This window comes from Paenibacillus sabinae T27 (genome assembly GCF_000612505.1).
Classification (GTDB): domain Bacteria; phylum Bacillota; class Bacilli; order Paenibacillales; family Paenibacillaceae; genus Paenibacillus_AQ; species Paenibacillus_AQ sabinae.
On sequence record NZ_CP004078.1, the window covers coordinates 1,169,358 to 1,181,735 of the forward strand.

At 51.1% G+C, this 12,378-nt stretch carries 12 protein-coding genes; 6 read left to right on the plus strand and 6 right to left on the minus strand.

The annotated features are described in order from the left end of the window. Position 1 precedes the first annotated feature (1 nt). The 3 genes from PSAB_RS05240 to PSAB_RS05250 all read left to right on the plus strand — a co-directional run bounded on the left by PSAB_RS05240 (position 2) and on the right by PSAB_RS05250 (position 2,143). On the plus strand, positions 2-739 hold the full coding sequence (locus tag PSAB_RS05240) for a LytTR family transcriptional regulator DNA-binding domain-containing protein (protein WP_025333526.1): 738 nt from the start codon (positions 2-4) through the stop codon (positions 737-739). Between the two features lie 192 nt (positions 740-931). Continuing rightward, a complete protein-coding gene (locus PSAB_RS05245) occupies positions 932-1,312 on the plus strand; it encodes a LytTR family DNA-binding domain-containing protein (RefSeq protein ID WP_025333527.1) in 381 nt (126 codons plus the stop codon). A 204-nt stretch (positions 1,313-1,516) separates the two neighbouring features. Next, on the plus strand, positions 1,517-2,143 hold the full coding sequence (locus PSAB_RS05250; protein WP_038596578.1) for a nitroreductase family protein: 627 nt from the start codon (positions 1,517-1,519) through the stop codon (positions 2,141-2,143). A 124-nt stretch (positions 2,144-2,267) separates the two neighbouring features. Here PSAB_RS05250 and PSAB_RS05255 read toward each other — a convergent pair whose 3' ends face one another. The 3 genes from PSAB_RS05255 to PSAB_RS05265 all read right to left on the minus strand — a co-directional run bounded on the left by PSAB_RS05255 (position 2,268) and on the right by PSAB_RS05265 (position 5,403). After that, a complete protein-coding gene (locus tag PSAB_RS05255; protein WP_025333529.1) occupies positions 2,268-3,569 on the minus strand; it encodes an ABC transporter substrate-binding protein in 1,302 nt (433 codons plus the stop codon). Positions 3,570-3,679: 110 nt separating this feature from the next. Continuing rightward, entirely contained in the window at positions 3,680-4,516 is an 837-nt protein-coding gene (locus tag PSAB_RS05260) for a carbohydrate ABC transporter permease (RefSeq protein WP_025333530.1), read from the minus strand. Then, positions 4,516-5,403 carry a carbohydrate ABC transporter permease gene (locus PSAB_RS05265; RefSeq protein ID WP_025333531.1) on the minus strand — a complete coding sequence of 296 codons (888 nt, stop codon included), beginning with the start codon at positions 5,401-5,403 and terminating at the stop codon, positions 4,516-4,518. The genes PSAB_RS05260 and PSAB_RS05265 overlap by 1 nt, the downstream gene beginning before the upstream one ends. Positions 5,404-5,611: 208 nt before the next feature. On the opposite strand from PSAB_RS05265, the gene PSAB_RS05270 reads away from it, so the two are divergent. Genes PSAB_RS05270 through PSAB_RS05280 form a run of 3 tightly spaced genes read left to right on the plus strand, consistent with a single transcriptional unit; the run spans position 5,612 to position 9,808 of the window. Then, entirely contained in the window at positions 5,612-7,450 is a 1,839-nt protein-coding gene (locus PSAB_RS05270) for a cache domain-containing sensor histidine kinase (protein ID WP_025333532.1), read from the plus strand. Beyond that, the gene (locus PSAB_RS05275; protein WP_025333533.1) at positions 7,447-9,066 is read left to right on the plus strand and encodes a response regulator; all 1,620 of its coding nucleotides are present in this window, start codon (positions 7,447-7,449) and stop codon (positions 9,064-9,066) included. Before PSAB_RS05270 ends, PSAB_RS05275 begins: the two co-directional genes overlap by 4 nt. Further along, positions 9,053-9,808, plus strand: coding sequence for a class I SAM-dependent methyltransferase (locus PSAB_RS05280; protein ID WP_025333534.1), 756 nt, complete (start codon positions 9,053-9,055; stop codon positions 9,806-9,808). The genes PSAB_RS05275 and PSAB_RS05280 overlap by 14 nt, the downstream gene beginning before the upstream one ends. Positions 9,809-9,888: 80 nt before the next feature. On the opposite strand, the gene mgrA is transcribed toward PSAB_RS05280, so the two are convergent. The 3 genes from mgrA to PSAB_RS05295 form a co-directional block, all read right to left on the minus strand. After that, positions 9,889-10,878, minus strand: a complete 990-nt coding sequence (gene mgrA / locus PSAB_RS05285) for an L-glyceraldehyde 3-phosphate reductase (protein WP_420835623.1) — start codon at positions 10,876-10,878, stop codon at positions 9,889-9,891. 128 nt (positions 10,879-11,006) lie between these two features. Next, a complete protein-coding gene (locus PSAB_RS05290) occupies positions 11,007-11,843 on the minus strand; it encodes an AraC family transcriptional regulator (RefSeq protein WP_025333536.1) in 837 nt (278 codons plus the stop codon). 166 nt (positions 11,844-12,009) lie between these two features. After that, positions 12,010-12,321, minus strand: coding sequence for a (2Fe-2S) ferredoxin domain-containing protein (locus PSAB_RS05295; protein ID WP_025333537.1), 312 nt, complete (start codon positions 12,319-12,321; stop codon positions 12,010-12,012). Positions 12,322-12,378: the final 57 nt, after the last annotated feature.

Sequence of the window (12,378 nt, forward strand, 5' to 3'; positions counted from 1 at the left end):
CATGGATGCAGATCAGCGAAGCATCGTCGGTGTTCAAGTCTCAAATTCGGGATACGGGACTTTGAAAACGGAGTTCCGCGAGAACGAGATAATGAGCATTGAAATGTGGAAGCCGAAAAAAAATTACAGTATTCCGATTTTTCACACCAGAAGCGGCAGCTTTACCGTGTTGACGACTCTGGAGGAGTGCAGCAGCGTTTTTTCGGCTTTCGTTCTTTTGGACACATGGAATCTTGTGAATTTGAAAAAAGGGGAGCGCCTAGAGACTGGTAGCTACGGGGGAAGACTCTATTTTCAAAATTCATCGATCTATACTGGAGTGAATCTCAAGAGCATTGGGATGTGGAGCGATCTCGTTTCCAAGGCGAAAGAGGCGGAGAAGGATGACAGAGAGATTCTGGTTAGCCGGATCGAGTGTTCCGGCAGGCTGGATCAAGGCCAATTCATCAAGGCCAGTGACATCTTCTATATCGACACTTGGGAGCCTAAACGTAATTATCACGTTCCCCGGTTTTACACGGAAGAGGGCTGCTTTACGGCCGGATTGACCTTCCAGAGCTGCAAGGAAGCCTTTCCTCACTTTTTCCCCGCGTATAACGGAAGCCTGGTTAACATTGACTGGATCGATCGTATCGAAGAAAAAATGTATGGAGACACCCTCCTGTTTAAAGATTCCGAACACAAGACAGGCATTGCCCGAAGTAAAGTGAAGTATCTTAAATCTATTATTGAACAATGACCCTCTACTCCTTGCGAGTGAGGGTCATTGTCATATTTTGGATAAAAAGTCAAGGAAAATCTATACTAGGAAATCAGATAAATTTCCGATTTTTTTCGACAAGTTATTTGGAAGAAATAATGTTAAACTATCCCAAAAGATCAAGAACGTAGTATTGGCCGAACAATACATAAATAAAAGGTGAGGGATTGGATGCTTAACCTGACAGTTACTGAGGACGAGCAAGGGGCGGGCATGCAGCAACTGCCTATCAATGAGATTTTGTTTCTGCAATCTAATGCTAACGCTTTTATTGATGTCCATACCAAAAACAAACAGTATTACGTTGTGGGATCACTAAAATTTTGGGAGAGCGCGTTTGAACAGACGGAGCTGAATTTTTTCCGGTTGGATCGCGGCGTACTGACCAATCTGGATAAGATCAGATGCATTAATACCTCCTTGAAGGTTGCGTACTTCGATTACCCGCTGAAGACGGATACCAAGTACTGCACGATTTCCTACGGAAGATATAGAGCGATTCTTAACAAACTGCCGCCGGAACTTCCGAAAATTGAGGAGGAATGGTTATAACCCTGCCAAAAGTTAAACATTTGTGAAAGGTATGCATTAACGTGCTTAATATATATAGAAAACTCAAAATCGCAGTTGACTAGTAGGTTTTGTAGGTTTAAAGTATGTTCTAAAGAACGACCGACCATGCAGATGGAGGCATTTTCCTTGGAGAATGTCTCTTTCTGTTTGACCGGCTATTATATTGGAGAGGTGGATGCCCAAATGAGTCAACAAACGTTTAATCCGACCCAGGAGCTTTCTGAAGAAGTAGAAGCCAATCGCAAAGCCGATCATCCGATTAACCCTTTATTTTTGAACCGGTGGTCGCCGCGCTCGTACGCTGACCGTGTCGTTAGTGAAGAGGATTTGCTCACCGTACTGGAAGCTGCGCGCTGGGCACCGTCGGCGAGAAACGGACAGCCTTGGCGTTTTGTCCTGGCCAAGACGGAGGAGCAGCTGCAGACCTTCCGCGAGCTGGTGTTGCCGAGCAACCGGCTGTGGGCGGATCAGGCTCCCGTCCTTATTGCCCTTGCTTCCTACAAGTTGTGGGATGATGGCCAGCCCAACCGATTCCATGCGTTCGATACCGCAGCGGCTTGGCAGGCGCTTGCCCTTCAGGCTTCTCTGCTGGGCCTGTCCACACGGGCAATTGCCAGCTTCGATCAAGAGAAAGCCCGCACTGCTCTGAACGTCCCGGATGATTATGAGGTGCACTTGATTATTGCGCTCGGTTATAAGGGAGATGCAGGCAGCGTGCATGAGAACTATCGCGAGCTTGAGAAACCCAATGCCCGCCGCAGCTTAAGTGATAGCATCATTGAAGGAAAATGGGCTGCGCCGCAAGCGTAACCGGATAAGCCATCATAACCTAAAGCGAGCCTCCTTAGCCGGCTGTTCAGGGAATTGACCTGAACAGCTGCTTTGGAGGCTCGCCATGTTATGGGGCTATTTCGGGCACCAATCGGTGCTTTTCTTATTGTTTCACGATATCCTGTACGGCTTTATCCAGCTTCTCAAGCAGCTGGTCGCGGTTGACTTGGCCGCCCAGGTATTCCTGCATAGCTGCGCCGAAGCCTTGTGTTACGCCATCCGGGAATCTGTCCCAGTTCCAGCTCAGAGCTGTTGAAGATTGCTCTTGAACGGCTACAGCGACTTGGCCGATGTCTTCGGCAGTGGTGGAGATGTTGGACAGAGCCGGGATGAATTTAAAATCTTTTGTCAGGAATTTCTTGCCGGTTTCCGAGCTGACCATCCAGTTAAGGAACGCTTTGGCTTCTTCCGGATGAGCTGATTTGCTGTTCACGATCCAGTTGTTCGGCACGCCGACGAAGATATGACCTTCCTTGTCGTTAATCGGAATCGGCAGCAGGCCGAGCTTCAGGTTCGGATCAATCTTGTCGATGTCGCCTTGCGTCCAGTTGCCCTGCTGCATCATGGCAGCCTTGCCGGAAGCGAAGTCAGCGACTTGTGTAGCATAGTCGGTGGTTACTTTATTGTCCTGTGCGTTATTGAAGACAACGTCCACGAAATCGAGCCATTGTTTGAAAATAGCATTGTCTTTGATCGTTTGTTTGCCTGCTTTCAGGTCCTCGATGTATTGAGCAGGATCGGGTTGGTTGGCCATGGCCACATTCACCATGTGAATACCCATGGACCACCATTCATTGGTTGCTTCAAAAGGCGTGATGCCTGCGGCTTTCAGCTTGGCTACCGCATCTTTCAGCTGAGGCAGTGTCTTCGGCTCTTCGGTAATGCCGGCTTTGGCGAACAGGTCCTTGTTGTAGATCAGGCCATAGCCTTCAACGTTCATCGGAAGGCCGTACAGCTTGCCATCCACTGTTGTCGGGATTTTGGAGGTAGGGATCAGGTTGCTGACCCAAGGCTGATCCGACAGATCGGTTGCACGGTCCATATAAGGGACGAGAGCGGCGAAACCGCCGTTATTGAAGATTTCGGGTTCAGAACCGGAAGCGATTTCAGCTTTCAGCAGCGCGCCGTAGTCTTCGCCGCCGCCGTGAGTTTCAACCTGGACTTTCACTCCGGTTTCTTTCTCATACTCTTCAGCAAGCGCATTGAGCTGTTCGGCAATTTCAACCTTGAACTGGAAGACTTTAATCGTTACGTCTTTTTTGGGTGCTTCCGATGCAGCCGGAGCCGCGGTCTCTGAGGTGCCGCTGTTGGTGCTCTGAGCAGAATTGTTATTTCCGCCGTTGCCGCAGCCTGCAATAATCAGGATGCAAACGATTGCGATCAGAAATGCGAATCGTCTCTTCATTTTACTGCCTCCCTGTGTTTTGTAAGTGTTTACATTATGATCGTAAATCAATGTAACCGTATTCAACACTTAATATTTTGTCCGAAAAGGTGGATATTGTTGTCGGCATGTCAGCCTTTAACGGAACCGGCGGTAACTCCCTCGACGATATACCTTTGCAGACTAAGGAAGAACAACAGGATCGGAACGATGGCCATAACCAGACCTGCCAGGGCGAGGTCCCACTTCTTAGTATATTGCCCGAAAAACTTGGTGACCGCAAGCGGCAGCGTCGTCAAATCCTTGTTGCCCCCGATAATCAGAACTGGCAGAAGGTAGTCGTTCCAGATCCAGAGGGTGTTCAGAATGACAACCGTGACCATGATCGGCATCAGCAGCGGAAAGACAATCCGGAAAAAGACGCCGTACGGATTGGAGCCGTCCACCCGGGCCGCTTCTTCGAGCTCTAACGGAACGGTCTTGATGAAGCCGTGGAACAGGAAGACTGACAGCGGCATGCCGAAGCCGAGATAGCAGGCGACGATTCCGTACAGCTCACCGCGCAGCTCCAGCAGACTGGTAACCCTTACAAGCTGAAGCATCAGCGATTGAAAAGGAATGATCATGGCCGAGACGAGCAGCAGGAACACAAAAGAGTTGAATTTCGTAGGTCTGCGAACAATCTGGTAAGCCGCCATTGAGCTGAACAGTACAATGAGTAGGACGCTAAGCAGAGTAATTTGCAGAGAGTTCCAGAACGCCTGCGGGAAATCGATCATTTTCCAAACGCTGCTGTAGTTGCTCCAATGAAAAATCTGGGGAAACGAGGCGGCGTCGAGCAGAATTTCCTTTAACGTCTTAACCGAGTTCGACAGTACCAGGTAGAAGGGCGCCAGAAACAGCAAGGCAAGCAGGATGGCAAAGACTTCGAGAACAAAGGTTTTGGTCTTGTACTGGCTGACGTTCATTATGCGGATACCTCCTTGCGCTTCGTAATCAGTACCTGGGTAATCGTAATGATCGATACGGCGGCGAAGAAGAGCAGTGCCTTGGCAGTGCCCAGACCGTAGCGGTTGTTGATCAGGGCCTCGGAGTAGATGTTATACGCCAGCGACTGCGTCGAGGTTCCCGGTCCGCCCTTTGTCAGCGACAGGTTGAGGTCGAACATTTTGAACGCGTTGGAGATCGTCAGGAACAGGCAGATTGTAATGGCTGGCATGATCAGCGGCACGTAAACGCTTGTAAAAAGCTGATGGGGTCGCGCACCGTCAATTTTGGCGGCTTCGATCAGATCCTTCGGGATGCCGGCGAGCGAAGCGATATAGATAATCATCATATAACCCGCGGTCTGCCAGACAAATACGATGACGAGGCCCCAGAAGCCGGTGTTCGGCGTTCCAAGCCACGGAAGCTCGAAGAAAGAAATATGCGTCAGGTCGCCGATGGTGGCGAAGCCTTTAGTGAAGATGAACTGCCAAATGTAGCCGAGCAGAATGCCGCCGATAACATTGGGCATGAAGAAGACGGTCCGGAGCACATTCTTGGTCTTGAGCGCACCCATCAGCAGGAAAGCCAGCACCAGCGCCAAAATATTGGCGATCACTACGGAAATGACAGTGAATCTAAGTGTAAAATTAAGCGAATGCCAGAAATTGTCGTCATGCAGTATGCGGCTCCAGTTGGCCGAGCCTGTCCATACCGCTTTATTCAGATCCAGTCCGTTCCAATCGGTGGAAGAATAATAGAAGCCTAGAATAAAAGGGGTTATCACAATGGTCAGAAAAAACAGCAGGCAGGGTCCCAAAAATACGATTTGCTGGCTCCAGCCTTTGCGTGCGACGAGAGCTCTTTTCACAGCTGATCTCCTATTTACGGACTGTTCCCAGCCCTCTTGAATGCCGAGCGCTTTTCTCATGGCGGATCTCCTTTGTACGTAGTATCATTGCTTTATACTCTCATTATAGGGAGGCCGGAGAGCGGTCAACACTCAATTTGATGACATTTAAGGTGGATTATATTGCTGCTGCTAAAGGTCGCACAAAGAGCCAAGGAGGAATAGACTCTTGTTCAAACACAGTATCCGCAATCGGCTAATGGCTCTTATTCTGCTGGCTGCCGTTATTCCGGCTGGAGTCTCGGTCATGTTCTCGTACCTGTATACGAAGCAATCGGTAACCGAGCAGGCCGTGGAACAGAACCGCAAGCTATTGACGCTGGGAGCGGCCAATCTGGACAATTATTTTCAGGGAATCAACCAACGGGCGCTTAGCGTATACAGCGGGATTAATGTACAGAGCTCGTTCTATACCTCCATTCTGTCAGTCAAGAATCCGAATACGCTTCCAAAAGGGACTGTTCAGCCGGACAACCGGAATATCGTGTCCACGCAGCTGTACAATCTTTTTCTGGCAGACCGGAATATTTTTCAGATCCATCTTTATGTAAGGGCTAACAAACAGTCCAACACGCTGCTGCAGGGGCAGTTCCGCAGGGAGTACAATCCCCGGTATACGCCTCTTCCTAATCCAAGCGGCTCGGTCCGGCCTTTTGTGGAAGCGACGCACATGGATCATCAATACGGTATAAAGTCGGGTTTTCCGAACTACAAAGCGGGAGCGACGCCGGTGTTCAGCGCCCATTATCCCATCTTCCGGACGCCCAGCGACGAAGTCATCGCCGATCTGTCGATTGACTTCAGGCTGACCGAACTGGAGGATATTGCTAAATCCATGTACAATTCCGACATTGAGCGGCTCTATATTGCGGATGAGCGGGGAAATGTTCTATACGCTTCGGGTGGCGACTGGATCGGCAAGCCGATTGAAGCGGGCTGGAGCAAGCTTCCGCAGGGCAAGGAGAGAGGCCACTTTTCATGGAATAATAAGGAGTTTAAGGGTATTATTATGTATAAACATATGGACTCGAAGATTTTTAAAGGTAATATTATCAAGCTGGTACCTTATGAAGACCTGTACAGTGACGCAAGGACGATCAGCCGCATCAATACCGGCATCGGCGTGCTGTTTCTGATTATCGCGGGCATTGCCGGCGTGTTGATTTCCATCGGATTTACAAGACCGATTAAGCAGCTGATTTCCTACACGCAGAAGGTGCAAATCGGACAGCTGGACGCTTCCGTCGATTCGGTGAGCGAGGATGAGTTCGGGCTCCTGGCCCGCAAAATTACCGATATGACCCGGACGATCAACGACTTGATCTTGCAGGAGTACCGGCTGGAAATTGCCAACAAGACCAATCAATTAAAGGTGCTGCAGGCCCAGGTCAACCCGCATTTTTTGTATAACGCGCTGCAGTCCATCGCCACCCTGTCCCTGCGGTACAACGCTCCCAAAATCTACGATCTCATTTATTCCCTGGGCAGTATGATGCGCTATTCCATGACGATGGGCGAGACTCAGGCGACGCTTCAGAGCGAGATCGAGCATATGGAGAATTATGTCATTCTGCAAAGGGAACGCTTCGGCGAGGAGAATTTGCGGATGGATGTCGATGTCGATGAATGCGCCCGCGCCGTAATCGTGCCTAAAATGATCCTGCAGCCGCTCGTCGAGAACATCTTTAAGCACGGCTTCCAGGACGGCATCAAGGACGGCGTCATTTCCATCACCGGCAAGCTGGAGGAAGAGTGTCTGGTCATCACGGTCCGGGATAACGGCAGGGGTATTACGGGCGAACGCTTGAACGAAGTAAGAAGCAGCCTGGAACGGATGGAGCCCGGCGAGTACGACGGCATTGGACTCCGCAATGTGCTGTCAAGGCTCCGGCTGCAGATCAGCGAGAGGTCGCAGCTTCTGCTGCAAGGCGGAGAAGGCGGAGCGGAGGTTGTTCTGATTATTCCACTAGAAGATGAAGGCAGCAGGAAGGAGAAAGGAACGGAATGAAAGTACTAATTGTAGACGATGAAAAACATGTGCGAGAAGCCATCCGCTATTTTGTTCCTTGGGAAAAATATGACGTTGCCGAGATATTCGAAGCCACGAATGGCCAGGAAGCGATGGAGATCATTCTGGAGCAGCAGCCGGCGGTCGTGTTTACGGATATGCGCATGCCGCTCATGGACGGGGCTGAGCTGCTGGAATGGATTCACCGGTACTCCCCATATACCAAGACGATCGTCATCAGCGGTTACCAGGATTTCAGCTATGTGAAGCCCGCAATCGTATACGGGGGGATCGACTATCTGCTTAAGCCGCTGAACAGTAAGCAGCTGATTTCCGCCGCCGAACGCGCTTTTCAGAAGTGGGAGGAGGAGAAGCGGGAACGGGAACGGGCCTTCCGGCAAAATATTCAATTAAACGTGCTGCGTCCGCTGTATTGGGACAAGAAGCTGTCGGAGCTGGTGGGCGGCACGGTTTCCTTTCAGGAGCTGGAGGAAGCGCTGGTCGAGGAGCTGGGGCTTCCGAGGAACGCGAAGCACTGCCGGATGGCCGTCCTTTCCCTCCAGTCTTCGGGCGGCCTGCTGCTGAAGAAGTTCCGAGGCGATATCCAGCTTACTTCTTTCGTTCTCGTTAATGTCTGCAATGAAATGGTCAGCTTGCGGAAACAGGGCTTTGCCTTTCGTTACTGGCAGGAAGGCGCGGATGTGGCCGTTCTGTTCTGGAACAGAGCGGAAGAGGCGGAAGAGCGGCTGCTGGAAATTAATGAATCGCTAAAGCAGGCGTACGGCATATCACTTGATATCGGGCTGAGCCGGATTCTCCCTTTTCCGGGGGGGATCAGCGATGCGTTCATACAGGCAAGGCAAAGCCTTGCGGAGCGCAATCTGCTGCTAAAGGGTAAACGTATACATGAATACCTGGAAGGCTCTTCGGAAGCAGGACGGGCAGGCGGTACGATGGCCGATGATCTGCTGGAGAAGCTCGGGCTTTCGCTGTTGTCCTGCGATAGTGACAAAATCGTCCGCAGCTTTGATGATTGGGCCGATTTTCTCGCCGGGACGGGCGTGCTGACTATTAGCGGGCTTAGGGAGTGGGAGGATCGGCTGCGGAATGTGCTGACCAAGTGGAGACTGGAATGGGTCGGCGCCGAGGAAGTCTCAAAGGCGGAAGCCCCTTTCCCGTCCGCAATTGAGGCTGGCGGAGATTTCTCTTTTGAACGCTGGAAAGATAGTCTGAAATCCTATATTATGGGAATGTTTGGCGAAAGCAAGCTTTCCCGTTCCTCGGACAGCCGGATTGTGCGTGAAATCAGGGATTACCTCGACCGGAATTATCAGCAGGAGATTACACTTCAGCACATTGCGGACCGCTTCTTCCTCAGCCGGGAGAACGTCTCGCGCAAGTTCAAGCAGGTTACAGGCGAGAATCTGTCTGATTATTTGACGAATTTACGGATCGATAAAGCCAAGGAGCTGCTGCAAAATTCCGATATGCGTCTGTCGCGGATTTCCGAGCTGATCGGTTACGAAGACGAGAAGTATTTCAGCCGCGTGTTCAAGAAAGCAACGGGACTGACGCCGCGGGAATACCGGAAGGGGGATTTTGATGAAAATAATTGAGGAAAAATACAACCGCTATGGTGAGAAGGATTACGATACCAGCTATATCGATTGGGGATTTGATGATCTCCAAACTCAAACCATGATGGCAGAGAAAATGCAGAAGCTGTTTCCTTCCGGCGCCAGGGCCATCCTGGATATCGCTTGCGGAATCTCAAGATATCATCAAGTCTGGCTGAAATCGGGTTATGCGGTGACGGGGATCGATCTGTCCGAAACTTTCATAGAATACTCCCGAGACTATAACCGGTCTTTTGAGAAGTCCCATTATTTTGTATGCGATTGCAATCATTTGGATTTGGATCATCAGTATGATATTGCGGTTTGGACCGATCCGGTTGAATTAACCGGGTTGTCGGCGAACAGGATTTTCAAAGCGCTGAAGCCAGGCGGCGTATTCATCTATGAAATGTGGAATGACAACTATTACAAATATCACGCGGATGACCGGCATAATGATTGTCAAACCTGGACATGTAAAGATGGAGTTTACCGCCTCGTTCGGCACAAATATAATAGAGCAACCTGTGTTTCCGAACATGAAGAAATTATATTTGATGTTCCCAATGACACGATGATCCATAAAACAGGATTGGCGGCCAAAAATATAAACAGCCATTGCAGCATTCAAATTCTGGAGGCGGCCGGGTTTACAAATATCCGATTTGTCGATTACGAGGGACAGCCTTTTTCTACAGAGAATCAACAAGTCCAGCGATTTTTCATGATTGGTGAAAAATAATCTTACGGCCATGTACCCGATAGCCCGAAGGCTGCCGCAGGTGCATGGCCGTTCTGCTGCTGCCCGCTGCTTGGGGCAAGCTATCCGCGCAGGATATCCTCGATCTTCGCCAGCTCTTCCGCGCTGAGCTCAGGCGCCTGCACGGCGGCGACGGCGTCCTCAATCTGGCTGACCTTGCTTGCGCCGATCAGCGCGGACGTTACCCTGCCGCCGCGCAGCACCCAGGATAGGGCAAGCTGGGACATCTTCTGTCCGCGAGCCGCGGCTAATTCGTTCAGGCGGCGGACCTTGCCAAGCACCTCTTCCGTCAGATCATTCTCGGACAGGAATGCGCTCGGTCCGGCTGCGCGGGAATCCGCAGCGATGCCGCTTAGGTAACGGTCCGTCAGGATGCCCTTCTGAAGCGGCGAGAACGCGATCGTGCCCACGCCTTCTTCTTCGAGCACATCCTGAAGCCCATCCTCGATCCAGCGGGACAGCATGGAGTAGTTCGGCTGGTGAATCAGGCAAGGGGTGCCGAGCTGCCGAAGAATGCGGATCGCTTCCCTGGCCTCTTCGGCGCGGTAATTGGAAATGCCGACGTAGAGCGCCTTGCCTTGGCGGACGATCAGGTCCAGCGCGCCCATCGTTTCTTCAAACGGTGTACCGGGATCAGGACGGTGGTGATAGAAAATATCGACATAATCCAGACCCATCCGCTTCAGGCTCTGATCGAGACTTGCGACGAGATATTTCTTCGAGCCCCATTCTCCGTAAGGTCCCGGCCACATGTAGAATCCGGCCTTGCTTGAGATGATCAGCTCATCCCGGTAAGGGAGAAAGTCCTTTTTCAAAATTGTTCCGAAATTCTCCTCTGCGGAGCCTGGGGGCGGGCCGTAATTATTGGCGAGATCAAAATGCGTAATGCCCAGATCGAACGCTTTGCGGATCATGGCCCTGCCGTTCTCCAGCACGTTGATTCCCCCGAAGTTATGCCAAAGACCGAGCGAAATCGCCGGCAGGCGCAGGCCGCTGCGTCCGCAGCGATTGTAAACCATGCTGTCGTATCTGTCCGTTTGTGCGGTGTACATAATAATCGATCCTCCTGCAATGAAATTGGCGTCCGTCCCTAGCGGACGAGCGAGTTGGCTGCGATTTCATTGTAGCGGAAAGAAAGGGCCGAACGAATGTCAGCAAGGGAGGAATTTATGTCATAATGTCAGATTGATACATGTCTTTCCCGGTACGTACGGGGAGAGCAGCCATGAACCTTCTTGAACATCCGGGAGAACAGGAGCGCATCCTCATAACCGATGGAGCGGGCGATTTCTCCGATGGTGCAGCCGGTTCGGGTGAGCAGCTCGCAGGCTTTGGCCATGCGGTACCCGAGCAGGTACTGACTGGGAGGCATGCCGACAACCTGTTTGAAGAGCGCGGATACATATTTCCGGTTAAGCTGCAGCATTTCGGACAGCATTTCCATCGTAATATTCTCGCAGTAATGAGACTCTATAAAATGCAGGCACTTCTCGACATGCTCATTCTTGCGTCCTTGCCAAGCGGAATCCGAAGCAGCCTCAGGAACGGTACGAAGAAGAGCGGCCATGAATTCGTACAGGATCGCCGTTAGCGGCAGGTCGAGTGCGCCGCTGGCCGAAGCGGCTTCGGTCAGCCTGTCATAGAGTCCGTTCATTGCCTCGCCTTCCATGGGAAAAACGGGATATTCGGGCGACAGCGTGGTTCTGGACAACAGCGGCTTCACCCGTTCTCCCGTAAAAGCGATCCAGGAATAGTTCCACGGATCGTTCTCATCTGCGGCGTAGGAGACAACAACCCGGGGATAAGTCAAAAAGGCCTGTCCCGGGTGCAGGATATGGGTTTGTCCGCCCACGACCACCTTGCCGGTGCCTTTATGGACGAAATGGATTTTATAGTAGTCCCGGAAGCCGGGACCGAAGGTATGTCCGGGAGCGCATTGCTCCCGGCCCCAAAAGAGGAGATGCAGGTCCGGTGAGACCCCGAATGGCGGCTCCGCGTTGTAATGAAAAACAGCCAAGTTCTCCGGCCCCCTTTTCCAAAGGTTGAAGAAATAGCGCCAAGCGCTTTTTTATTATACTTCAAGAGAACCCGCAGATCTGCACACGCAAAAATAAAACCGGCATTCCAAGAAGGAGCCGGCGAACCATTGATGAAGCCTATTCTTGTATTCGGGTGCGGGAAGCTTAGGCTTCCATTTTCAGCATAACCAGCTCGTCCACAGGATTGCCTTCAACCAGATGCTCCTTGACGATACGCTGAACATCATCAGTGGTCACGTTGTAGTACCATACTCCGTCCGGATAGACAATGAGGAACGGGCCGTTGCCGCAAAGGCCGAGACAGCTGGTCTTGTTGATCTTGACCGTCTTATTGATCCCTTGTTCGACAAGCTCTTCCTTGAAAGCCTGCATAACTTCTTCTACATCCTGGTTATTGCAGTGCTCGCTGCAGCAAAACAGCAAATGCTTCTTCAGAACCTTGAGCCGCATGTTCATATTTGTACTTCCTCCTTGGTTTGCGTTGCTTATATTAACATCTTTAGCATGAAGTAT

Excerpts from the sequence above, each read along its gene's own strand:
- PSAB_RS05245 (WP_025333527.1), top strand. The coding sequence starts at position 932 with ATGCTTAACCTGACAGTTACTGAGGACGAGCAAGGGGCGGGCATGCAG.
- PSAB_RS05280 (WP_025333534.1), top strand. The coding sequence starts at position 9,053 with ATGAAAATAATTGAGGAAAAATACAACCGCTATGGTGAGAAGGATTAC.
- PSAB_RS05295 (WP_025333537.1), bottom strand. The coding sequence starts at position 12,321 with ATGAACATGCGGCTCAAGGTTCTGAAGAAGCATTTGCTGTTTTGCTGC.
- PSAB_RS05250 (WP_038596578.1), top strand. The coding sequence starts at position 1,517 with ATGAGTCAACAAACGTTTAATCCGACCCAGGAGCTTTCTGAAGAAGTA.
- mgrA (WP_420835623.1), bottom strand. The coding sequence starts at position 10,878 with ATGTACACCGCACAAACGGACAGATACGACAGCATGGTTTACAATCGC.
- PSAB_RS05260 (WP_025333530.1), bottom strand. The coding sequence starts at position 4,516 with ATGAACGTCAGCCAGTACAAGACCAAAACCTTTGTTCTCGAAGTCTTT.
- PSAB_RS05255 (WP_025333529.1), bottom strand. The coding sequence starts at position 3,569 with ATGAAGAGACGATTCGCATTTCTGATCGCAATCGTTTGCATCCTGATT.
- PSAB_RS05240 (WP_025333526.1), top strand. The coding sequence starts at position 2 with ATGGATGCAGATCAGCGAAGCATCGTCGGTGTTCAAGTCTCAAATTCG.
- PSAB_RS05275 (WP_025333533.1), top strand. The coding sequence starts at position 7,447 with ATGAAAGTACTAATTGTAGACGATGAAAAACATGTGCGAGAAGCCATC.